The 24,113-nt window shown below is 68.0% G+C and carries 16 protein-coding genes and 1 tRNA gene; 13 read left to right on the plus strand and 4 right to left on the minus strand.

Features of this window, described 5'->3' with window-relative positions:
• Positions 1-14: 14 nt before the first annotated feature.
• The 3 genes from fdh to nrfD are packed head-to-tail and all read left to right on the plus strand — an operon-like array spanning position 15 to position 5,503.
• Positions 15-3,344 carry a formate dehydrogenase gene (gene fdh / locus B1818_RS10595; RefSeq protein ID WP_254859635.1) on the plus strand — a complete coding sequence of 1,110 codons (3,330 nt, stop codon included), beginning with the start codon at positions 15-17 and terminating at the stop codon, positions 3,342-3,344.
• Complete coding sequence (locus B1818_RS10600; protein WP_078112693.1) at positions 3,345-4,394, plus strand: 4Fe-4S dicluster domain-containing protein; 1,050 nt, start codon at positions 3,345-3,347, stop codon at positions 4,392-4,394. It abuts the gene before it with no gap.
• Positions 4,391-5,503, plus strand: a complete 1,113-nt coding sequence (nrfD, locus tag B1818_RS10605; RefSeq protein ID WP_078112694.1) for an NrfD/PsrC family molybdoenzyme membrane anchor subunit — start codon at positions 4,391-4,393, stop codon at positions 5,501-5,503. Before B1818_RS10600 ends, nrfD begins: the two co-directional genes overlap by 4 nt.
• A 337-nt stretch (positions 5,504-5,840) precedes the next feature.
• On the opposite strand, the gene selD is transcribed toward nrfD, so the two are convergent.
• Positions 5,841-6,836, minus strand: coding sequence for a selenide, water dikinase SelD (gene selD / locus B1818_RS10610; protein ID WP_078112695.1), 996 nt, complete (start codon positions 6,834-6,836; stop codon positions 5,841-5,843).
• A 65-nt stretch (positions 6,837-6,901) separates the two neighbouring features.
• On the opposite strand from selD, the gene B1818_RS10615 reads away from it, so the two are divergent.
• The 5 genes from B1818_RS10615 to B1818_RS10635 all read left to right on the plus strand — a co-directional run bounded on the left by B1818_RS10615 (position 6,902) and on the right by B1818_RS10635 (position 12,361).
• On the plus strand, positions 6,902-7,192 hold the full coding sequence (locus B1818_RS10615; protein WP_078112696.1) for a hypothetical protein: 291 nt from the start codon (positions 6,902-6,904) through the stop codon (positions 7,190-7,192).
• A gap of 33 nt (positions 7,193-7,225) precedes the next feature.
• Positions 7,226-7,320: transfer RNA gene (locus B1818_RS10620), tRNA-Sec, on the plus strand.
• Positions 7,321-7,418: 98 nt separating this feature from the next.
• A complete protein-coding gene (gene selA, locus B1818_RS10625) occupies positions 7,419-8,735 on the plus strand; it encodes an L-seryl-tRNA(Sec) selenium transferase (RefSeq protein ID WP_078112697.1) in 1,317 nt (438 codons plus the stop codon).
• 10 nt (positions 8,736-8,745) lie between these two features.
• Positions 8,746-10,539 carry a selenocysteine-specific translation elongation factor gene (gene selB / locus B1818_RS10630; protein ID WP_078112698.1) on the plus strand — a complete coding sequence of 598 codons (1,794 nt, stop codon included), beginning with the start codon at positions 8,746-8,748 and terminating at the stop codon, positions 10,537-10,539.
• A 202-nt stretch (positions 10,540-10,741) separates the two neighbouring features.
• On the plus strand, positions 10,742-12,361 hold the full coding sequence (locus B1818_RS10635) for an HNH endonuclease signature motif containing protein (RefSeq protein WP_078112757.1): 1,620 nt from the start codon (positions 10,742-10,744) through the stop codon (positions 12,359-12,361).
• 25 nt (positions 12,362-12,386) lie between these two features.
• Here B1818_RS10635 and B1818_RS10640 read toward each other — a convergent pair whose 3' ends face one another.
• Positions 12,387-13,388 (minus strand): zinc-binding alcohol dehydrogenase family protein, encoded by a 1,002-nt coding sequence (locus B1818_RS10640; protein ID WP_242697043.1) that lies wholly within the window; start codon positions 13,386-13,388, stop codon positions 12,387-12,389.
• Between the two features lie 134 nt (positions 13,389-13,522).
• On the opposite strand from B1818_RS10640, the gene B1818_RS10645 reads away from it, so the two are divergent.
• A complete protein-coding gene (locus B1818_RS10645) occupies positions 13,523-13,813 on the plus strand; it encodes a helix-turn-helix domain-containing protein (RefSeq protein WP_078112700.1) in 291 nt (96 codons plus the stop codon).
• 55 nt (positions 13,814-13,868) lie between these two features.
• Here B1818_RS10645 and clpB read toward each other — a convergent pair whose 3' ends face one another.
• On the minus strand, positions 13,869-16,421 hold the full coding sequence (clpB, locus tag B1818_RS10650) for an ATP-dependent chaperone ClpB (protein ID WP_078112701.1): 2,553 nt from the start codon (positions 16,419-16,421) through the stop codon (positions 13,869-13,871).
• A 258-nt stretch (positions 16,422-16,679) separates the two neighbouring features.
• Between clpB and B1818_RS10655 the strand changes: the two genes are divergently transcribed.
• Positions 16,680-17,783, plus strand: coding sequence for a hypothetical protein (locus B1818_RS10655; RefSeq protein WP_078112702.1), 1,104 nt, complete (start codon positions 16,680-16,682; stop codon positions 17,781-17,783).
• 107 nt (positions 17,784-17,890) lie between these two features.
• Positions 17,891-19,291, plus strand: coding sequence for a glucose-6-phosphate dehydrogenase (NADP(+)) (locus B1818_RS10660; RefSeq protein ID WP_078112703.1), 1,401 nt, complete (start codon positions 17,891-17,893; stop codon positions 19,289-19,291).
• 75 nt (positions 19,292-19,366) lie between these two features.
• Here the strand turns inward: B1818_RS10660 and B1818_RS10665 are convergent, their stop codons facing one another.
• Complete coding sequence (locus B1818_RS10665) at positions 19,367-21,262, minus strand: glycoside hydrolase family 15 protein (RefSeq protein WP_058249791.1); 1,896 nt, start codon at positions 21,260-21,262, stop codon at positions 19,367-19,369.
• Positions 21,263-21,398: 136 nt separating this feature from the next.
• Here B1818_RS10665 and B1818_RS10670 point away from each other — a divergent pair, with 136 nt between their 5' ends.
• Positions 21,399-22,637: a cytochrome P450 gene (locus B1818_RS10670; RefSeq protein ID WP_078112758.1), complete on the plus strand. Its 1,239-nt coding sequence runs from the start codon at positions 21,399-21,401 to the stop codon at positions 22,635-22,637.
• A 151-nt stretch (positions 22,638-22,788) separates the two neighbouring features.
• A complete protein-coding gene (locus B1818_RS10675) occupies positions 22,789-24,090 on the plus strand; it encodes a TerD family protein (RefSeq protein ID WP_078112704.1) in 1,302 nt (433 codons plus the stop codon).
• Positions 24,091-24,113 lie beyond the last annotated feature (23 nt).

Below are 24,113 nucleotides of genomic sequence, written 5' to 3' on the forward strand. Positions count from 1 at the left end.
CTAGACTCGGACGGGTGCCAGCCTTCAGCCCCCTCGAATGGCCGGTGTTCCGCCAGTTGCGGTCGGGCGACGTCTTCGGACGCGGACCGGCGGTCACGTCGGCGAAGACACGCGGCATCGAACCGCGCACCGCCACCGCGGACCGTGTGGTCCAGAGCGTGTGCCCGTTCTGCGCGGTGGGTTGCGGGCAGAAGGTGTACGTCAAGGACGAGCGGGTGGTCCAGATCGAGGGCGACCCGGACTCCCCGATCTCCCGCGGGCGCCTCTGTCCCAAGGGCGCGTCGAGCGAGCAGTTGGTCAACAACCCGATGCGGCAGACCTCCATCCGCTATCGGGCCCCATACGCGACCGAATGGCAGGACCTGGATCGCGACACCGCGATCGACATGATCGCCGACCGTTTCCTCGAGGCCCGACGCCGTGGCTGGCAGGACCGCGACGACGAGGGCCGGCTGCTCCGGCGGACCACCGGTGTCGCCTCGCTCGGCGGTGCCACCCTCGACAACGAAGAGAACTATCTGATCAAGAAGCTCTTCACCGCGGCGGGCGCGATCCAGATCGAGAACCAGGCCCGCATATGACACTCCGCCACGGTTCCCGGTCTGGGGGCCTCGTTCGGACGCGGCGGCGCCACGCAATCACTGCAGGACATGGCCAACGCCGATTGCATCGTTCTCATGGGCGGCAACATGGCCGAGGCGCACCCGGTGGGTTTCCAGTGGGTGTCGGAGGCGAAGGCCAAGGGCGCGACGATCATTCACGTCGATCCGCGTTTCACCCGTACCTCTGCGGTGGCCGACCGGCACATCTCCATCCGGGCCGGCTCTGACGTCGTCCTGCTCGGTGCGCTGATCAACTACGCCATCACGCACGAGAAGTACTTTCGCGAGTACGTCGTCGCGTACACGAACGCCGCCACCCTGATCGCCGCGGACTTCCGCGACACCGAGGATCTGGACGGCCTGTTCTCCGGCTTCGACCCGGAGACCGGCGAATACGACACCACCAGTTGGGCTTACGAGGAACCGTCCGCCCACTCCGACGACGGTGGCCGCGACAGCGAGGACGGCAAGGTCGAGTCGCCCGGCCACCCGGACGACGGGCCGCGGGTGAAGGACCGCGCGGTGGGGCACGAGCATGGCTCCGGCGGGCCGCCGCTGGAGCACGGGGCGACCCTGCGCGACGACACCCTGGGACACCCGCGCAGCGTGTTCCAGATCGTCAAGCGTCACTACTCGCGCTACACACCCGAGATGGTGCGCGACATGTGCGGGATCTCGGTGCGCGACTTCGAGTATCTGGCCCGGGCCGTCACCGACAACTCCGGCCGCGAGCGCACCACGTGCTTCGGGTACGCGACCGGCTGGACCCAGCACACTTTCGGCGCGCAGTTCATCCGCGCCGCGTCGGTCCTGCAACTCCTGCTCGGCAACGTCGGGCGCCCCGGCGGCGGCATCATGGCCCTCCGCGGACACGCGAGCATCCAGGGGTCCACCGACATCCCGACGCTGTTCAACCTGCTGCCCGGCTACCTGCCGATGCCCTCGGCGGGCAAGCACGACACCTTCGCCGACTACATCGACGCGATCACGTCGAAGGCCGAGAAGGGTTTCTGGGCCAACGCCGAGGACTACATGGTGAGTCTTCTCAAGGCGTGGTTCGGCGACGCCGCAACCGCCGAGAACGACTGGTGTTACGACTACCTGCCCCGGCTCACCGGGCCCGCCGGGACCTTCCAGACGACGGTCGACATGCTCGCCGACAAGGTCGACGGTTACTTCGTCCTCGGCCAGAATCCGGCGGTCGGATCGGCCAACGGGCGCCAGGCGCGGATGGCGATGTCGCACCTCAAATGGCTCGTCGTCCGCGACCTCAACATGATCGAGACGGCCACCTGGTGGAAGGAGGGCCCGGAGATCGAGTCCGGCGAGCTGCGCACCGAGGACATCGCCACCGAGGTGTTCTTCCTCCCCGCGGCCACGCATGTGGAGAAGGCCGGCTCGTTCACGCAGACCCAGCGCATGGTGCAGTGGCGCCACCAGGCGGTCGAGCCACCGGGTCAGTGCCAGAGCGAGATGGACTTCTTCTACGAACTCGGGCGGCGCATCCGCGAACGCCTCGCCGGGTCGACCGACGAACGTGACCGCCCACTGCTCGACGTCACCTGGGACTATCCCCTCGACGACCACGGCAACCCCGACCCCGAAGCGGTGCTGTCGGAGATCAACGGCTACCACGTGACCGGCGAAGACGCCGGCACGAACCTCACGTCCTACACCCAGATGAGACGCGACGGCTCGACCGCGGGCGGATGCTGGATCTACACCGGGGTCTACACCGGCGCGGACACCGACGGGCCGTCGAACCTGGCCGCACGCCGGGTCCCACAGGGCGGTGGGGGCGTCACCCAGCACGAGTGGGGCTGGGTGTGGCCGGCGGATCGTCGAATCCTCTACAACCGCGCGTCGGCCGACCCCGACGGCCGGCCGTGGAGCGAACGCAAGCGGTACATGGAATGGGACGCCGACGCCGGGCGGTGGGTCGGTCCCGACGTGCCCGACTTCCCGGTCGACCTGGCACCCGATGCCCGTCCCGACCCGTCGGTCGGCGGCGTCGAAGCCCTGTGCGGCGACGACCCGTTCGTCATGCAGGCCGACGGGAAGGGCTGGCTCTACGCCCCGCGCGGACTGGTCGACGGCCCGTTGCCGACGCACTACGAACCGCAGGAATCCCCGGTGGTCAACGCGCTGTACCCCCAACAGCAGTCGCCATCGCGAGTCCTGTTCCCCCGCACGGACAATCTCGACGCACCCAGCGGCGAGAGCCCCGGTTCCGAGGTGTACCCGTTCGTGTTCACGACGTACCGCCTCACCGAGCACCACACCGCAGGTGGCATGAGCCGCTGGACGCCGTACCTGTCGGAACTGCAGCCGGAGATGTTCTGCGAGATCTCACCCGAACTCGCCGAAGAGCGGGGCCTGACCAACGAGGGCTGGGCGACGATCGTGTCGCCGCGCGCCGCGATCGAGGCGCGGGTGCTGGTGACCGACCGCATGATGCCGCTGACCATCAACGGCCGGCAGGTGCATCAGGTGGGTCTCCCCTATCACTGGGGCGTGGGTTCCGACGCCGTGGTCAGCGGCGACGCCGCCAACGATCTGATCGGGGTCACACTGGATCCGAACGTGCAGATCCAGGAGTCCAAGGTGGGCTCGTGCGACGTCATCGCCGGGCGCCGGCCGCAAGGCCGGGCACTGCTCGACCTGGTGCGTGCCTACCAGGAGCGGGCCGGGGTCACCGTCGAGACCGACAATCAGCACATCACCGGGAAGGCGGAGGAGTAGATGGGACAGCTGTCCGGGCCATCCGATCCCAGCGCCGACGCGCACTGGCACACCCACGAGGAGCGCAAGGGGTTCTTCACCGACACCTCGATCTGCATCGGCTGCAAGGCCTGCGAGGTGGCGTGCAAGGAATGGAACGGCAACCCGCGCGACGGCGACCTCGCCCTCACCGGGATGTCGTACGACAACACCGTCGCCCTCGGCGCGAGCACCTGGCGCCACGTCGCCTTCATCGAGCAGAACTCCGACCGCATCGCCGAGGCCCGCGAGTCCGGGCGTGCGCTCGTCGGACTGGGCATGCCCGCGATGCCCGGCTCCTCGCCTGAAGATCGTTCGTCTCTGCCGACCAGGCCCTCTCCCCTGCCGGCTGAGCCGGCGAGGAGCGAAGCGACGAGCCGAGTCGAAGTCCCCGACACCCCCGAGTTCCGCTGGCTGATGTCGTCGGACGTCTGCAAGCACTGCACGCACGCCGGGTGCCTCGACGTCTGTCCGACGGGCGCGCTGTTCCGCACCGAGTTCGGCACCGTCGTGATCCAGGACGACGTCTGCAACGGCTGCGGGACATGCGTGGCCGGATGTCCGTTCGGCGTCGTCGAGCGCCGGGCCGACGGCACCGCCGCGCCGACGACCCGCTCCGGCGAACGCAAGGGCGAGCAGCCCGAGGTGACCAAACGCGGTGTCGCGCAGAAGTGCACGCTCTGCTACGACCGGTTGCTCGACGACGAGACACCGGCTTGCGCGAAGACCTGCCCGACCACGTCGATCAAGTTCGGCGACCACGACGACCTCGTCGACGACGCGCACGCCCGCGTCCGCGCGCTGCACGAGCAGGGCATGACCGAGGCGCGGCTCTACGGCGCCAACCCGAACGACGGTGTCGGCGGCACCGGATCGGTGTTCCTGCTGCTCGACGAGCCCGAGGTCTACGGGCTGCCGCCGGACCCGCGGGTGTGCACCGCGGACCTGCCGGCCATGTACAAGCGCGCCGGGATCGCGGCGGCCGGAATGCTGGCCGCCGCCGCACTCTCGTTCCTGCGGGGCGGCCGATGACCTCGTCGGAATTCGACTCCTTCCGTCCGCCGGAGCCGGCCCGGCGGCGCGGCCGGGGTTTCGGCCGCGGCGGAAAGCGAAGGCCGGGTGGAGGTTTCGGTCAGGGCGACGGCAACCGCGAGATGTCGATGGTGCCCGATGCCGAATTCACCTCGTATTACGGGCATCCCGTCGTCAAGCCACCACCCTGGGACGAGAAGGTGGCCGCCTACCTGTTTCTCGGCGGTGTCGCCGGCGGCTCCGGCGTCCTGGCCGCCGGGGCCCAGCTCACCGGGCGGGACGCGTTGCGCCGCAACGCCCGCCTCGGTGGTCTGGGTGCCGTGGGTCTGGGCGGGATCGCGCTCGTCGCCGACCTCGGACGGCCGGACCGGTTCTACAACATGTTGCGCACGTTCAAGGTGACGTCGCCGATGAGCGTCGGTTCCTGGATCCTGTCGGCGTTCAGCGGGGCACTCGGTGTCGCGGCGGTCGCCGAGGTCGACCGAATGACCGGTGCGCGGCTGCCGCTCGGGCCGCTTCGTGCGGTGTTGCGCGCCGTCGAGGCCCCCGCCGGGTTGGCCGCCGGGCTGGCGGGTCCGCCGCTCGCGGTGTACACCGCGGTCCTGCTCTCCGATACCGCCGTGCCGACCTGGAACGCCATGCACCGGGACCTGCCGTTCGTGTTCGTCAGTTCCGCGAGTCTGGCGTCGAGCGGGCTGGCGCTGGTCACCACGCCGGTCGGTCAGGCCGGGCCGGCACGGACGCTCGCGGCGCTGGGCGTGGTCGGCGACCTCGTGGCGATGCGACTCACGGAGCGACGGATGGACCCGGTCGCCGCCGAACCGCTCCACCACGGCAAGGCCGGCACCCTGCTGCGCTGGAGCGAGCGACTCGCCGTCGCCGGCGGAGTGGGCGCGTTGCTCAGCGGGCGTTCCCGCCCCCTGGCGGTCGTCTCGGGAATCGCACTGCTCGCCGCGTCGGCCTGCACGCGATTCGGCGTCTTCGACGCCGGCATCGAGTCGGCCAAGAACCCCCGCTACACGATCGAACCGCAGAAGCGCCGCCTCGCGGCCCGTCGTGCCGCCGGAATCACCGACGACTCGATCACCACCGGACCGCCCGCGCCCTGAGCGCTGCCCCCTGAGGTGCGCCGCCCCCTGCTGCTCCCTAACCCGAAAGAGGGCGCATAACCCCTGCTCCCTGAGGTGCGAGGAGCGCAAGCGACGAGCCACGAAGGGCCTGGTGAGACACGTTGCGTGACCCTTCGTGGCTCGCTTCGCTCGCACCTCAGGGAGCATGTTTTTCGGACGTTCACGAGTGTTCTTTCGTGGTCCACAACGGCCGCCAGGCCCCCGCTCCCTGAGGAGCGCCCGGAGCTTGCGGAGGGCAAAGGCCCACCCCCCCCCGCTCCCTGAGGAGCGCCCGGAGCTTGCGGAGGGCGCGTCACGAAGGGTCCTGGCGACCGAGTCAGCGAACCCGGATACCCGTCCCCGCCACCGTCTCGCCGATCACCGGGTAGCCCGGGACCTCGCCGACCACGAGCAGCCCGCCCGAGGTCTGTGCGTCCGCGAGGAACAGCAGGTCGTCGTCGGAGACACCGGAATCGACCGTGAGGTGCGGCTGCACCCAGTCGAGGTTGCGGCGGGTACCCCCCGACACGAACCCGTCGCGCAGCGCCTCGTCCGCGCCGCTCACGGCCGGCACCGAAGCGCGGTCGACTACCGCGCCGACGCCCGACGCGCGGCACAGTTTGTGCAGATGCCCGAGCAGACCGAAGCCGGTCACGTCGGTCGCCGCACGGACGCCGGCCGCGACCGCAGCAATCGACGCATCGCGATTGAGCGTCGTCATCAGGGCGATCGCCTCCTCGAACACCTCGCCCGTCTGCTTGTGCCGGTTGTTCAACAGTCCGACGCCGATCGGCTTGGTCAGGGTGATGGGCAACCCCGGCTCGGCCGCGTCGTTGCGCAACAACCGGCCGGGTTCGGCCACTCCGGTCACCGCCATGCCGTACTTGGGTTCCGGATCGTCGATGGTGTGCCCGCCGATCACCGGACAGGCGGCCTGCGCCCCGACGTCGAGACCGCCGCGCAGCACCTCGGTCATCAGCTCCATCGGCAGCACCTCCCGCGGCCACCCGACCAGGTTGATCGCGACGACGGGGGTGCCGCCCATGGCGTAGATGTCCGACAGCGCGTTGGCCGCGGCGATGCGGCCCCAGTCGTACGGATCGTCGACGACCGGGGTGAAGAAGTCGGCGGTGGAGAGCACCGCGAGGTCGTCGCGGATGCGCACCGCCGCGGCGTCGTCTCCGTCATCGAGCCCGACGATGATGTTCTCTCCGAGCTGGCCGGTGAGTCCCGCGACCGCCTGCTCGAGCTCGCCCGGCGGGATCTTGCACGCGCATCCACCACCGTGGGCGTAGCCGGTCAGTCGGATGGGTGTCTCGCTTCGCACGGTCACCGTGTCGAGGGTAGCCCTCCGGCAATCGCCGATACGGTCCTCCGGCGATCGCTACCATCGGGCGCATGAGGCAAGCAGACGGCGAGTACTACGTCACGGCCGGCGAGCTGCAGGCGTTCTGGGAATCCGGTCACGACTACTGGTACATGCGAGAGGACGGGTCGACCGACCTCTACGCCGACGAACTCGACATCACCCACGGCTGGCCGATCTTCCTAATGAAGCGCGACGAGGAGTGGTTCGCGAAGTGGGACGGCGATTTTGAGCGCGCCGTCGACGACGATCTCAACCCGAAGTTGATCCGCCACTTCGAGGAACTCATCACCGAGGGCAATTGGCCACACCGGCAGGACTGACCCGGCCGCACGTCGGATAGGTTGGGACCGCGTGGAGGCGTATGGGTCCTGGTGGGCTCCCCGGTCTTCAAAACCGAGGAGGTCGAGTATCTCGGCCTGGCGGGTTCGATTCCCGTCCGCCTCCGCCAGGGGGGTCGACCGTGACCCCCGCCGGCTGAGCCGGTGACGAGCGAAGCGAGAGCCCACCCCCCGCCGGCTGAGCCGGTGACGAGCGAAGCGAGGAGCCGTGTCGAAGCCCCCCGTCACCGATCCGCGCCGCCGGATCCCGCGGACCGACGCACTGTTGGCCCTGCCCGCGGTGTCCGCGGCGCGAGCACGTTTGGGCGACACCGCGATTCGCGACATCATTCGCCAGGCCCAGGACGCGGCCCGCCGCGGCGAGACGCCGCCGGATGACGTCGAGCGGATCGTCGTCGAGTCGGTCAGCGCGTCGTATGCGTCGTCGGTCCGCCCCGTACTCAACGCCACCGGGGTCGTCGTGCACACGAACCTCGGGCGGGCACCGCTGTCACCCGCGGCGCTCGACGCCGTCGGCGCGGCGTCGGGTTACGTCGACGTGGAACTCGATCTCGAGTCCGGCACCCGGTCGAAGCGCGGGGCGGCCACCCGCGCCGCTCTCCTACGAGCCTGTCCCGCAGCGGAAGACGCGCTGATGGTCAACAACGGTGCGGCCGCACTGGTACTGGCGACGACCGCCCTGGCGGCCGGGCGTGCAGTCGTCATCAGTCGTGGCGAGATGATCGAGATCGGCGCAGGCTTCCGGCTCACCGAGCTGATCGCGTCGACAGGCGCCCGGTTACACGAGGTCGGCACCACCAACCGCACCCACGCACGCGACTACGCCGACGCCCTCACCGACGACGACGTCGGAGCAATTCTCAAGGTGCATCCGAGCAACTTCCGGGTCGAGGGCTTCACCAGCGAGACATCGCTCTCCGAGCTGCGCGGCCTCGCCCGGGCGCACGGCGTGCCCGTCGTCGCCGACATCGGCAGCGGACTCCTGCAACCCGACCCGCTGCTGCCCGACGAACCCGACGCCACCACGACACTCGAATCCGGCGCCGACCTCGTCATCGCCAGCGGCGACAAACTCCTGGGCGGACCACAGGCCGGACTCCTCCTCGGCGATGGAGCGCTCGTTCAGCGTCTCGCGAAACACCCACTCGCACGGGCCGTTCGCGCGGACAAGCTGGCACTGGCCGCGATGGAGGCGACCGTCGGCGGCCCACGACCCCCCGTCTGGGAGTACCTCCACGCCGATCCCGACAGACTTCGCGTGCGTACCGAATCCCTGGGCACGGCAGTCGGATTCCCGATCGTCGCCCATGACGGACGGGTGGGTGGCGGTGGCGCACCCGGCGTGCCGCTGCCGGGGTGGGCGGTGCGGCTTCCGGTCGCAACGGCCGCCCGCCTACGCGTCGGGGATCCGGCCGTCCTACCCCGCGTTCACGACGACGCGTGTCTGGTGGACCTGCGCTGCGTTCCCGAAGCCGACGACGTGCGGGTACTCGCCGCGATCCGACAGGCTCTGGGCGCGTCGTGAAGTCGCGCTCGTGAAGTACGTGGTGGCCACCGCCGGACACGTGGACCACGGGAAGTCCACACTGGTGCGTGCTCTGACCGGGATCGAGCCGGACCGATGGGAGGAGGAACGACGCCGCGGGCTGACGATCGACCTCGGTTTCGCCTGGACCACACTGCCTTCCGGTGCCGACGTGGCCTTCGTCGACGTCCCCGGCCACGAGCGGTTCATCCCGAACATGCTGGCCGGCCTGGGCCCGGCGCCCGTCGTCCTGTTCGTCGTCGCCGCGGACGAGGGATGGAGCGCCCAGTCCGACGACCACCGTGATGCCGTCGCCGCCCTCGGCATCGAGTACGGGCTGCTGGTCATCACCCGAGCCGACCGGGCCTCGCCCGACCGCGTTCGTGAAGTGATCGATCTGTCGCGTGATCGCCTCAGCCGCACCGGCCTTTCCGATGCGCCGGCGGTCGTGGTGTCGGCGCCCGATCGCGTCGGAATCGACGAACTGCGCACACGGCTCGACGCCGTCTTGGCCGGGACATCAGCGCCGTCGACCTCGGGGCGTGTCCGGTTCTGGATCGACCGGGTCTTCACCCGCACCGGCGCCGGCACCGTCGTCACCGGCACCCTGGCCGCCGGGACGATCGCGGTCGGCGACACCCTGGACCTGCTCACCGTTGACGACCGCCGACGACTCGATGTCCGTGGATTGCAGAGCGAGGGTGCAACTCTCACCACCGCGGCCCCGGTCAGCCGAGTCGCGATCAATCTGCGCGGCGTCGGCGTCGACGACGTCTCGCGTGGCGACGCACTCGTGACGCCCGGAGCCTGGCACACCTCTGCTGTCGCTGATGTCCGGCGCGTGAGCGGAATGTCCTTCGAGGAGGCACCGGAACACCTCGTCGCGCACATCGGCACAGCGGCGCTACCGGTCCGGTTGCGCCCCTTCGACGGCGACCACGCGCGTGTGACCCTCGCGCGCGCCGTGCCGATGTCGCGGGGCGATCGGCTGGTCCTGCGCGATCCCGGCCAACGTATCGTCGGCGGCGGCGTCGTGCTGCACCCCGATCCCCCGGCGCTGACCCGACGGGGCGACGCGACGCGACGCGCGGCCTCGCTGGCGGCCATGTCCGACGACGCCGGGGCCGCCGAAGAAGTGCATCGGCGTGGCGCGATGCGCGTCACCGATCTGACGCGACTCGGCCTGGTCGACGACGCCGAGCCCGCTCCCCATGGCATACGGGTGATCGGCGAGTGGTGGGTCGCCGAAACCTCCCTCACCGCCTGGGCGGAACGGCTTCACGCCGCCGTCCGCGAACTACATCAACGGGACCCGTTGTCGGCCGGGCTCTCTGCGGCCGGCGCACCCGCACTGCTCGGGCTCCCGGACACGACGCTGCTGGCGACGGTCATCTCGGAAGCCGAGCTGTCGTCGTCCGACGGGCACCTGGCGGTCCCGGGTCACGTGCCCTCCCTGGGCGATGCCGAGGACGCGATCCGCGCACTGGAGCGCCGGCTCGCCGACCATCCGTTCCGTGCACCCGAGGCCGATGACCTCGCCGCACTCGGCCTGGGCGCCCGAGAACTCGCCGCCGCCGAGCGCACGGGCCGAATTCTCCGTTTGCGCGACGGCGTCGTGCTGTTGCCGACCGCCCCCGCCCTGGCGATGCGCACCCTCGCCTCGCTCGATCAGCCGTTCACCACCAGCGCCGCTCGTCAGGCGCTCGAAACCACTCGGCGCGTGGTGATTCCGCTACTGGAGTACCTGGATGCCCGTGGTTGGACCCGCCGGCTCGACGCCGGGCACCGCGAGGTCGTGCGCTGAGCCGCGGGCGGTGTTCCTGTCGGACAGGTCGCCGCGTGCATCGCGGGAAGAGCTTCCGTCCGAGGCCCCTACCACACGACACCGACAAGTCGACATCAACGAATAGCATTGCACAGCAGTATGTTTGGCCTTGCCACACGTCTGGATTGGTGTACACTCGAACCTACATTCGCAGCAACGGTTCTCGGGGGAGGTGACCGTCATGCCCAGCACCGCACCACTCGCCGACCACGGCGCGCCCGTGTCCCGCGCGGCCGAACTCGTCGCCGAACTACACGCGAACCTCGACGAACTACAGACCGTCGACTTGTCGTCGTGCACCGACGAAGAACTGATTGAAGTCGCCTCTGCCACCGAACGCGCCATCGCACGTCTGACCGTTGCCGGTGACCGGCAGATCGATCAGGTCGAGGCTCGTGATCTGCCCCGCAAGGCCGGCTGCCGGACCCTCATGCAATTCATGACACACCGGCTACGAGTGTCGAACCCGATGCGGCGTCGCAAGCAGATGGACGCTACCGCCCACCGCACCAGCCTCGGCGGCGAGGTCCTCCCACCCGAATACCCCTGCCTCGCCGAGGCTTTCGCACAAGGCGCGGTCGGCACCGCGCACGTGCAGGCCACCCTCGACGTCCTCGACCGCATCCCGGGCACCATCGACCACGACATCAAGGTCGCCGCCGAGCGACAGATGGCCGAGATCGCCGCCGACCACACGCCCGCCGACATCACCCAACTCGGCGCGCGGCTGCTTGCCCACCTCGACCCCGACGGCACCCTGTCAGACGACACCGACCAGAAACGACGCCGCGGCCTGTGGATCGGTCGGCAACGCGCCGATGGCACCGCCAAAATATCGGGCACCCTGACACCCGCACTCGCCGCCCGACTCACCATGATGTTCGCCGTGTGGGGCAAACCCGGACTCAACAACCCCGACGACCCCGCCTCACCCAGCGGACCGGCCGGCACCGCCGACCCCGACGCCCTGGCCACCGCAGCCGACCGCGACGGCCGCACCCTCGCCCAGTCCAATCACGATGCCCTCGACGCTGCACTCGCCGCAGGTTTCGCCGACGGAACACTCGGCACGTCGCACCGCGGCCTGCCCGTGCAACTGATCATCAAAGCCGACCTCTCCGACCTGATCCGCGAAGCCGGACTCGCCACCACCGCCACCGGAACCCTGCTGCCCATCCGGGACCTGATCGCGATGGCCGCCGACATGCAACCCTGGCTCGCGATCTTCAAAGACGCCACCACCGTCCCCCTGCACTTCGGGCGCGGGAAACGACTCGCCACCCGCGAACAACGCCTGGTCTCCTTCGCCCGTCCCGACGGGGAAGTGTGTTCGGCACCCGGGTGCGATCAACCCGCGACCCACATCGAGCTTCATCACGCCGAACGAGACTGGGCCAAGGGCGGTCTCACCGACATCGACGACCTCGCCCCGGCCTGTCCCCGTCACAACCGCATGGTCGGCGACCAGCCCGGCCAATACACCACCCGCATCGCCCGATCCGGACCCGACGAAGGCCGCTGCCTGTGGCGGTTGAACGCCGAACCCGGCGCACCGCCCAACCCCGAACACCTCAACCGCCGACCCGACATACCCAGGCGGTTGCACGCCCACCTGGCACAGGTGCGGCGAGAGATCCACGGACGCACCACGTCCGGCGATGAGCCACGCCCACATGACGCGCGCCGATCATGGTTGAAAACCAGCCACGTCATCGACTACCGGCCACCACGACCCGGACCTCGCACACCCCGGCCGTCCCTCGTCGAAGCACACCTCATGGAGTTACTCGCGACCTGGTGAAGGTCCGCCTGCTCATCCGCAGTGGTCAGCGTGTGAGGACCACCTTGCCGATCGCCCCTCCGGATTCGGAGACCTGGTGTGCTGTACGGAGATTGTCGATCGTGAAACCCAAGAGTTCACGATTGACAGTGCTGCGGATCTTGCCGGCGTCGACGAGTTCGGCGACCCGGCCGAGGATCCGGTGTTGCGAGTCGTCTTCCGGTGCGAACAACGGCTTGGAGAACATCAACTCCCAATGCCAACTCTGGCTCCTCTGCTTCAGCGGGAGGGTATCGAGACCTTCCGGCTCGTCAATGGCGACGACCTGACCGTGTACACCCATGATGTCGGCATAGGACTCGACATTCCCGTCCGAGTGGGGCGAGAAGATGTAATCCACGCCGCCCGGGGCGCACGACCGCACGTCCTCGCGCAGGCGTCTCGGGTCGACGACGTGGTGGGCCCCGAGCCCTCGCGCCCATTCCTGCGACTCAGGCCGTGAGGCGGTTGCGATCACGGTGAGATCAGTCAGGCTCCGGGCCAACTGTATGACCATCGAGCCGACGCCCCCGGCACCCGCCACCACGACGATCGTTCCCGAGTCCGCGGAATCGACCCGCAGCTTCTCGAACAACGACTCCCAGGCAGTGATCGTGGTCAACGGCAGTGCGGCAGCCGCGCCGAAGTCGAGGGACGACGGTTTGCGTCCGACGATCCGCTCATCGACCAGATGGAACTCGGCATTCGTTCCCGGCCGACCGATCGAACCGGCGTAGTAGACCTCGTCCCCGACCGCAAACCTCGACACCTCGTCGCCGATCCCGACGACGGTTCCCGCCGCGTCGAATCCCAGAACACGCGGCGGATCGGAGTCACGCAATCCCGCACGCACTTTGGTGTCCACCGGGTTGACCGAGACCGCGCGGACCTCGACGAGGAGATCGTGCGGACGGGGGGCCGGCACCGGCATCGTCGTCTCGGCGAACGCGCTCGGGTCCTCGACGGAGTTCGCGGCGACCGCGACCAGTGCTGTCATGTTTCTCGCCATGGCGCTAAGGTATCCCTGCGACCCCAGTTACCCGCAAGGGCTCCTAGTATCCAATAGAAAGCATCGAGGCCAGCGCCATGTCACTGCCGTCCCCTCGCGGAGACGCCTACTCTGCGTCGTGTCCCTGCCGAGGGATGCTCGACCTCCTCGCCGACAAGTGGAGCGCCCTGGTCATCGGTGCCCTACGCGATCGACCGATGCGTTTCGGAGAGCTCCGCGTGCGGCTGGACGGGATCAGCCCCAAAGTCCTCACGGCGACTCTGCGTCGGTTGGAGACAGCCGGGATGCTGACCCGTACCGTCTATCCGGCGGTCCCGCTGCACGTCGAATACCAACTGACGGAACTCGGGGTGGACGCCGCCGGGCCGCTGGACGCATTGCGCCTGTGGGTAGAGGACAACCTCGACCGCTTCCCACATCCGTAGCCGGCGCAGACAAAGGGACCCATCCCGAAGGATGGGTCCCTTGTCATTCACGAACTCAGCCGAGTACCAACGATTCTCCGTCGGCACTGACGTTGACCGGCACCACGTCGCCGTCCCGGATGTCCCCGGCGAGCAGCTGCTTGGCGAGCTGGTCACCGATGGCTTGCTGCACCAGGCGGCGCAGCGGGCGGGCACCGTACAGCGGGTCGAATCCGCGAGCGCCCAGCCATTCCTTGGCCTTGAGCGACACCTCGAGGTCGAGGCGACGCTGTGCGAGGCGCTTCTTGAGCTGGCCGAGCTGGATGTCGACGATCGACACCAGTTCCTCCGGGCTCAGGGCGTCGAAGATCACCACGTCGTCGAGACGGTTGATGAACTCCGGCTTGAACGCCGACCGCACCGCCATCATGACGTGATCCTTGTCGCCACCCGCACCGAGGTTCGAGGTGAGGATCAGGATGGTGTTGCGGAAGTCCACCGTCCGGCCCTGGCCGTCGGTCAGGCGACCTTCGTCCAGCACCTGCAGCAGCACGTCGAACACGTCCGGGTGGGCCTTCTCGATCTCGTCGAACAGGACCACCGTGTACGGACGACGCCGCACCGCCTCGGTCAGCTGGCCGCCGGCCTCGTACCCGACGTAGCCGGGCGGAGCACCGACGAGCCGTGCCACGCTGTGCTTCTCGCCGTACTCGCTCATGTCGATGCGGACCATTGCCCGCTCGTCGTCGAACAGGAACTCGGCGAGCGCCTTGGCGAGCTCGGTCTTACCGACACCGGTGGGGCCGAGGAACATGAACGAGCCGAGCGGCCGGTTCGGATCCGCGACGCCCGCGCGGGCACGACGCACCGCGTCGGACACCGCCTGCACCGCATCCTTCTGACCGATGACCCGATGTCCCAGTTCCTCTTCCATGCGCAGCAGCTTGGCGGTCTCGCCTTCGAGCATGCGTCCGGCCGGGATTCCGGTCCACGCCGACACGACCTGGGCCACGTCGTCGGGTCCGACCTCCTCCTGCAGCATCACGTCCTGCGACGGATCCGTGCCGGTCTTCTCGATCGCGGCCTCGAGCTCCTTCTCCAGTCCGGGGACACGGCCGTACCGCAGCTCGGCGGCGCGTCCGAGATCACCGTCGCGCTCGGCGCGATCAGCCTCGCCGCGAAGCCTTTCCAGCTCCTCCTTGAGGTCTCGGACCGCGTCGATCGCGGTCTTCTCCGACTGCCACCGGGCGGAGAGCTCGTTGAGCTTCTCCTTCTGGTCGGCCAGTTCGGCGCGCAGCTTCTCGAGCCGCTCCTTCGACGCCGCGTCGGTCTCCTTCTGCAAGGCGACCTCTTCGACCTCGAGACGGCGGACGATCCGCTCGACCTCGTCGATCTCGACGGGGCGCGAGTCGATCTCCATCCGCAACCGCGACGCGGCCTCGTCGACGAGGTCGATGGCCTTGTCGGGCAGGAACCGCGAGGTGATGTAGCGATCGGAAAGCGATGCGGCAGCGACCAATGCGGAGTCGGTGATGCGCACGCCGTGGTGCACCTCGTACCGGTCCTTCAGGCCGCGGAGGATGCCGATGGCGTCTTCGACCGACGGCTCGCCGACGTACACCTGCTGGAAGCGTCGCTCGAGTGCGGCGTCCTTCTCGATGTACTTGCGGTACTCCTCGAGGGTGGTGGCACCGACCAGCCGCAGCTCGCCACGGGCGAGCATCGGCTTGATCATGTTGCCGGCGTCCATCGCGGAATCGCCTGTCGCACCGGCTCCGACGATCGTGTGCAGCTCGTCGATGAAGGTGATGACCTGTCCGGCCGAACCCTTGATCTCGTCGAGCACGGCCTTGAGTCGCTCCTCGAACTCGCCGCGGTACTTCGCACCGGCGACCATCGAACCCATGTCGAGGGAGATGACGGTCTTGTTGCGCAACGACTCCGGCACGTCGCCGGCGACGATGCGCTGCGCGAGACCTTCGACGATGGCGGTCTTGCCGACGCCGGGCTCACCGATGAGGACCGGGTTGTTCTTGGTCCGCCGGCTGAGCACCTGCACGACGCGCCGGATCTCGGTGTCGCGGCCGATGACCGGGTCGAGCTTGCCCTCCCGGGCGGCCGCGGTCAGGTCGGTCGAGTACTTCTCGAGAGCCTGGTAGGTCGATTCGGGATCCTCGGAGGTGACCCGTGCGCTGCCGCGCACGGCGACGAACGCCTCGCGCAGGGCCTGCGGAGTCGCACCGAGGTTGTGCAGCAGTTTGGCGACGTCGGAATCACCGGTCGCCAGGCCGACGACGACGTGCTCGGTCGAGACGTACTCGTCGTCGAGTTCACCGGCCAGCTGCTGAGCTGCGGTGACGGCCGCGATCGATTCGCGGGATAGTTGAGGCGTCGAGCTGGCGCCGGACACCGTCGGCATGCGATCGACCAGAGCCTGGGCCTGCGCACGAACGCTCGACGGGTCCACGCCCACCGCTTTGAGCAGCGGCGACGCTATGCCGTCGGACTGATCGAGCAGTGCCACGAGGATGTGGGCCGGTCGCACGTCGGGGTTGCCAGCACTGGCCGCCGCCTGCACAGCAGAACTCAATGCTTGCTGCGTCTTGGTGGTGGGGGTGAAGCTGTCCACTCGCGTGCACCTTTCTCTTAAGTCCAACAGGCTCAAGTATGAGCCATACGCGGTCTACAACGCCAACAGAGTTGAGTGCATTCCGCTCAAGGCGGAAGTTTTTGTGACATAGCCCACTTGCTCCAGGATGTCGGGCTGGCGATTCGCCGCCCTCCAGCCGTCCAGGCTCGGAACCCGACGCCACAGACTCTCCGGAACGCGACAAACCGATCCGCAGTATTGAACGACGCACAAGTCGGGCGCCTATTCTTGAGCCTGATGTCACAGCTTTCACGCGACAAGAAGAAGCGCCGCGCCCAACGTAAGCGCAAAAACGAGTCCGGCAACGGCAACCACTCAAACGTGGTACCGCTCTTCGGTTCAGCAACGCGACACCTAGCTCCCAAAGCATTCGAGTCGTGGCTCCGCGCCGAAGTCTTCCCGGACGACGAGGAGGCGGTCACCCACATCGGGGCGTACGCGTTCATCGTGCTCGACGCCATTGAGCAGGTGAACCCCGGTTTCGATCCGCTCTCCTGGACTGCCGACGACGTCGATGCCATGGTGTCGATGCTCAACCACATCGATTCGAATCAAGGGCAGGACGCCAAACCGCTCGCCATCGCGATCGAGACGATGCGCCGTTACCTGATGGAGACCGGCATGTGGCTCGGCACCGAATCCGTATCGGCCTACGCCGCCGAGCAGTTCGCACTTGCCGCCGGGCTCGAGTTCCAGACCACAACCATCGAGGAAGTCGACGAGGCCACCGAGCGCGGTGCCCTCCTGGAAACGCGGCCCCTCCGGCGGGTCACCGAGCTGTTGGACTGGCTGGGTCCGCACCGCCCCACCACGCAGAGTCGGTGGCTCAAACCGGCCGATGCCCGCGACCTCGCCCGCCGGCTCGACATCGACTTCCCCGCTCACGTCAAGAGCATGAGCAACGTCGCGTCGTTGCATGACCTGTGGGAGTTTGCCCAGGCCCTCGATATCGTCGAAGCCAACACCTCGAGCGCACGTCCCGGGCGAGCCGCCCATCTGTGGCGGGAAGAGCCCCGGATCGACGTGCTGCGGGTGGGACTCATCGCATGGGTTCGGTCCGGCTTTCCTCGGGAATACAACCCCGACATCGACTTCTCGTCGTCGGTGATCGGCGTGGTCGTCAGCGGACTCGGCGATTCACCGCTGAGTATCGCCGAGATCGACGCCTGGGTCCCCAAGCTCGGACTCAGCGAGTTCTTCGTCGAAGCAATCCATCGTCGGCTCGAGTTGTACATCGACGAAGGCTGGCTGACGCTCGAGGGCGACAGGTACGTCGTTCCCGTCGCGTTACGCCCTGCCGTGGTGTCTGCGCTCCCCCTGCCCGGACCTCCGCAGGACTAGAAGTGGCCGGCGGCGCAGGGATCCGCTGACATCCGCAGTGCGGGATCGGTAACGGAATCCAGCACACATCCCGCACTCTGCACATCTGTTCGCGCAATATGGATTGAGTGACCACAGACAACTCCACCGGGCCGGTGATCTTCATCCTCTTCGGGTCGACGGGCGACCTCGCCAAGCGGATGGTCCTGCCGTCGCTGTACGAGCTCCACCGCCGAGACCTGCTCCCCGACGGCTGGCAGCTGATCGGCAACGGCCGTGGCGACCGGACCGACGACGAGTTCCGGCAGCACGTGAAGGACGCCATCGAGGAGTTCGGTCCGGACGGGTCGGTGTCATCGGACGAATGGGAAGCGTTCGCCGAGACCATCCGATTCGCCGGCGGCGGGTTCACCGTCGACGACCCCGGCCGTCTGCCAGAGGTGATCGACGCGGCCCGTGACGCCGTCGGCGACGGTGCTCAACTGGTCCACTATCTGGCCCTCCCACCGACCACCTTCGTCCACTACACGAAAGCCATTGCCGCGCACGATCTTGCGAAGGGATCCCGAGTCGTCTACGAGAAGCCGTTCGGAACGTCCCCCGACGGCTTCCGGACTCTCGACGAGGCGGTTCACGAATCCCTGGACGAGAAGCAGATCTACCGGATCGACCACTTCCTGGGAAAGGAGAGCACCCAGAACCTGCACGTCCTCCGGTTTGCCAACGGGTTGTTCTCGGGAGTGTGGAACCGCGAGCACGTGGCGGAAGTCCAGATCGACGTCCCGGAAACCCTCGACATCGCCGACCGCGCCGAGTTCTACGACGCCACCGGCGCATTCCTGGACATGATCGTCACCCACCTGTTCCAGGTGGCGGCCGAAGTCGCGATGGAACCCCCGGTGTCGCTCGGCGCCGACGACCTGCTCGACGCGCGGGAGTCGGTCATCGCGGCGTTCCGGCCGCTGGACCCCACCGAGGTGGTCTTCGGCCAGTACGAGGGGTACCGCGACACCGACGGCATCCCCGCGGACTCCACCACCGAGACGTTCGCGGCCGTGCGTCTGTGGGTCGACACCGACCGCTGGCACGGCGTCCCGTTCCTGCTGCGGACCGGCAAGATGCTCGACCACAGCTCCCAACGACTCAGCCTCGTGTTCCGCTCCCCCGCCGACGGTCCGCTGACCGATACCCCGAAGGACGGCACCGTGCTGACCTTCGATCTGGCCGGCGACGGTGCCATCGATCTGGCGGTCACCGTCAAGGAACCGGGTTCGGGCACCGACCTCTCCGTCGCCCACATGACCGAACAGCTCGACGAGGTGGCCGACGGCCTGTCGCCCTATGCCCGACTCATCGTCGACGTGCTGCGCGGCGATCGGTCGCTGTTCACCCGGCCCGACGGTCTCGCCCACGTGTGGGAGGTGGCCGCACCGGTGCTGGCGAATCCGCCTGCACCGCAACCGTATGCGGCCGGATCGACCGGCCCTGCGGCCGCCGACGACCTGTGCGGCGGGTCCGGCTGGATCTGAACGCGGACATGAGATCCGGTTGTGGTTTGTCCCGGCTTCCGGCACAAACCACAACCAGATTCCGCAGCGCTCAGTTCAATCGCCCAGGCGCCGGTCGAGATTGATGGCCGCGCTGATCAGCGCGAGGTGAGTGAACGCCTGCGGCATGTTGCCCAGTTGTTCGCCGGTGAGTCCGACCTGTTCGGCATAGAGTCCGAGGTGATTGGCGTGGGTGAACATCTTCTCCAGCGCCAGCCGGGCGTCGGCCAGGCGGCCGACCCGGGTGAGTGCTTCGACGTACCAGAACGAGCACAGGGAGAACGTTCCCTCGGCGCCGTCGAGGCCGTCGTGCCCGCCGTCGGTGTCGTACCGGAACACCAGGGAGTCGCTCACGAGCTCTTCCTCGATCCGCTCGAGCGTGCGGAGGAACCGATCATCGGTGGGCGACAACAACTTCACGGCGGGGATGAGCAACAGCGCGGCGTCGAGCCGATCGGAGTCGAGCGTCTGGACGAAGGCCCCCACGTCGTCGTTCCAGCCCCGCTCCATGATCTGCAGGAAGATGTCGTCGCGGGCCTTCATCCAACCGGCGACGTCGCCCGGTAGACCGCGCTGACGACTCATCCGGATCATCCGCTCGAGGGCCACCCACGACATCACTCGCGAGTAGACGTAGTCCTGCGGCTTGCTCCGCACCTCCCAGATGCTCTGGTCCGGACGATCCCAGTTGTCGACGAGCCATCCCGCCACCGTGCACAGATGCGTCCAGGACCCGTAGGAGATCCCCGGTCCGTACTTGTTGTACAGGTACACCGAGTCGATGAGCTCGCCGTAGATGTCCAGCTGGAGCTGGTCGGCGGCGGCGTTTCCGACCAACACCGGCGAGGTCTGCCGGTAACCCTCCCAGTGGTCGAGTTCGGTCTCCTTCGGCGGCGGATCCCCGTCGACGGTGTACATCAACCGCAGCGGTCCCAGATCCCCCGCTTCGTCGGCGCCATCGTCGAACCGGCAGGTCAGCCAGTCCATGAAGGCGCCCGCCTCGTCGGTGAAACCCAGCCGCAGTAGCGCGTAGAGCGTGAAGGCGGCATCGCGGATCCACACGTAGCGGTAGTCCCAGTTCCGTTCGCCGCCGATCTCTTCGGGAAGCGCGGCGGTCACCGCGGACACCACCGCCCCCGACGGTTCGTGCGTCAGTAGTTTGAGCGTGAGCGCCGACCGGTGCACCATCTCCCGCCACCGGCCCGTGTAGGAGGAGCGCGAGACCCAGTCCTGCCAGAATGCGACCGTCGCGGCGACGACCGCGGGAGAACTGTCGTGGTCGAGCATGTCGGACCCGATGGGGTCGGGGGCGAGGACGAAGGTCACGCACTGACCGGTCTCGACGGTGAAGTGGGCCTGTGCATCCCGGTCGTCGACGGTGTCGACATCGACCGTCGACGCGAGATGCAACACCAGATCGTCGGTCTCGAAACGGAGTCGGCGTTCGTCCTCGACGACGACGGTGTGCGCCTGGCGCCCGTAATCGAACCGCGGCGCAACCGTCACGCGGAACTCCACGGAGCCGCGCACGCAGGAGACCCGACGGATGATCCGCGTGCGATGGTCGGGATCGTGCGGGCGCGCGATCGGCATGAGGTCCTGGACCTCGGCGACACCGTCCTCGCTCAGGAAGCGGGTGACGAGCACGTTGGAGTCGGGGAGGTAGAACTGCCGCGTGGTGACCTCTCCGTCGATGGGTTCCACGGTCCAGGCACCGCCGCGGCGGGCGTCGAGCAACGAACCGAACACACTCGGCGAGTCGAACCGCGGACAACAGAACCAGTCGATCCGCCCGTCGACTCCCACGACGGCCGCGGTACGCAGGTCCCCGATGACACCGTGGTCGGCGATCGGCAGATAGTCACCGGTGGCGTCGGCCGTCGTCGCGCCGTCGCATCGAGCCGTCGCAGCCGCGTCCTCGCCTGACTCGGAAGGGGTGCTCATGCCGGCCATTCGGTGCCTGCCTCATCTCGGATGGGCGACCGGGTTCCCCAATACGCCGGTCTGAAACCCGCCGATACCGGACACTCGACAGCGATCGACCCTCGACGGAAGGACAACGGTGCCGACAAGCAGCGTGGACACGAGCATGACCGACGACGCCGCCAACGTCTTCGCCGACGCCAAGGCCTACGCCGACGAGCCGCGACTGCACGCCGCGATGGCCCACCTGAGGGCACACAATCCGGTACCGCGTGTCGACCACGGCCCCTACCGGCCGTTCTTCGCGATCACCAAGCACGCCGACATCATGGACATCGAGCGCGACAACAACCTGTGGCTGAGCGAACCGCGTCCGGTGTTGACCACCGCCGCCGCCGACGATGTGGCACGTGCTCAGCTGGAGTCCGGTGCCGGACTGCGCACCCTTATCCACATGGACGACCCGCACCACCGCAAGGTCCGCGCCATCGGCGCCGACTGGTTCCGTCCGAAAGCTCTGCGCGACCTACAGACCCGCGTCGACGAGCTTGCGAAACGCTACGTCGACCGGATGCGCGACATCGGACCCGAGTGCGACTTCGTCGAGGAGATCGCGGTCGGCTTCCCGCTGTACGTGATCCTGTCGCTGCTGGGCCTCCCCGAGGAGGACTTCCCGCGAATGCACCAGCTCACGCAGGAACTGTTCGGCGCCGACGACGTCGAGTACCGGCGCGGCGCGACGCTCGAGGAGCGGATGACGACGCTGCTCGACTTCTTCGCGTACTTCAGCGAACTCACCGCATCACGCCGCGCGCACCCCACCGACGACCTGGCGTCCGCCATCGCCAACGGCCTCGTCGACGGCGAACCGCTGTCCGACGTCGACACCGCGTCGTACTACGTGATCGTGGCCAGCGCCGGGCACGACACCACCAAGGACGCCATCTCCGGCGGCCTCCGGGCGCTCATCGAGAACCCCGGTGAACTCGAACGACTTCGACGCGAGCCCGAACTCGTGGGGACCGCGGTCGAGGAGATGATCCGGTGGACCACACCGGTCAAGGAGTTCATGCGCACCGCTGCCGAGGACACCTCGGTGCGAGGTGTGCCCATCGCCAAGGGCGAATCCGTCTATCTCGCCTACACTTCGGGCAATCGGGACGAGGAGGTCTTCGACGACCCGTTCACCTTCGACATCGGCCGGTTCCCCAACAAGCATCTGTCGTTCGGCTACGGCGTCCACTTCTGTCTCGGCGCCGCTCTGGCCCGGATGGAGATGCGGAGCTTCTTCGCCGAACTGATCCCGCGGCTCGACTCCATCGAACTGGGCGGGACGCCAGAACTGGCCGCAACAGTGTTCGTCGGCGGTCTCAAACACCTGCCGATCCGGTATTCACTGCGCTGAGCTGCGCTCCGGCCTTCGCACCGGACAAGCGTTGTGCCGGTGCGTCATTCCGACAGCCGACAGACCGCGGTCCACGTCGGTCGACGGCGCGCCCGGTGGCGGCACCTCGCTTACCATCGTTGCTGTCCGGCCACTACCCCGAGGAGTAGTTGTGCACGAGCTCACCAAGGGCTCCAAGACCACCCTGAGCACGACCGCGCACCTCGTCGAGTTCGCGAGCGCGTCGCCCGACGACGTCGACCTCATCGCCGTGCTCCTGACGGCCGGCGACCGGGTCCGCACCGACGACGACCTGATCTTCTTCAACAACCCGGCTTCCTCTGGCGTTCGGCTCCGAGGGTCGACTTCGTGTGCAGTCGACCTGACGTCGGTGCCCGCCGACGTCGAGCGGATCGTCGTCGCGGCGAGTACCGAGGCGCAGCACAAGACATTCGAACAGATCGGTTCGCTGACGGTGACCATCTCTGGTTCGGGCACGTGGACGTTCACGCCACCGGATCCCGGAACCGAGACCGTCCTGCAGCTGGTGGGGTTCTACCGCCGGAACGGACAGTGGAAGCTCGACGCCATCGGGCAGGGCTACAGCCAGGGGCTGGCGGCATTCGCCACCGACTTCGGGATCACCGTCGACGACGAGCCGGAGCAACAGCCCGAGCGCGTCGCTTCGTCGGCAGGCGCCGCCCCAGTAAACACTGGGCCCCAACAGGTTTCGGGGTCACCGCCGGTCAACATGACCAAGGTCAAGGTCTCCATCACGAAGGACTCCCGCGACAAGACCGCGTCGATCGACCTGCGCAAGGGAGCGTCGGACTGGGTTCTGACCGTGGGCCTCGAATGGGACGGGCGGGGCGCGGAGTACGCGGCCGACGGTCGGGTGACGAAGTACGGGAAGGGCGACCTCGACGTGTACTTCTTCTGCCGCGACGAAGTCGCGCATCAGTACGTGGTCATCAGCGGCGAGAAGGGGCACCGGGGCGACCTGCGCAGTTGGCCCTTCATCGAGCACCATGGTGACAGCCGCGGTCCAGGGCGAGGCAACAAGCCCGCCGTCGAGCAGGTCACGGTCCTGCCGAAGGAGAACGGCGATCTCCTCGTCAACGTCTACCAATCCGTCGACAACGGGGCCGGCGCCATCGACAAGTTCGGCAGGCCCAGAGTGGCGATCCGATACGGCAGACCGGGCAAGGACGGTCTGCCCGGGCGGGACAGCGACGAGATCCTCATCCATGTCGGCAACGGCAAGAACTCGTTCTGGGCGACGGTCGCACACATCGACGTCCAGGACGGTGTGCTGAAGGTCGACGGGACAACGCGCTACAGCAAATTCTTCTCCGAGCGGATGCCCACTCTCGACCGCACCGGGAAGTGGGTGCGCAGCGCCAAGGAGGCGCCGACCGGACGCAGCAAGAAGGCGAGCGGTTCCGGGCTGGACCGCTACGACGGTGAACTCTGACCGTCGAGAGGTCCGATTCGGTT

The sequence above is a fragment of the Gordonia sp. IITR100 genome (assembly GCF_002009645.1).
Classification (GTDB): Bacteria; Actinomycetota; Actinomycetes; order Mycobacteriales; family Mycobacteriaceae; genus Gordonia; species Gordonia hongkongensis.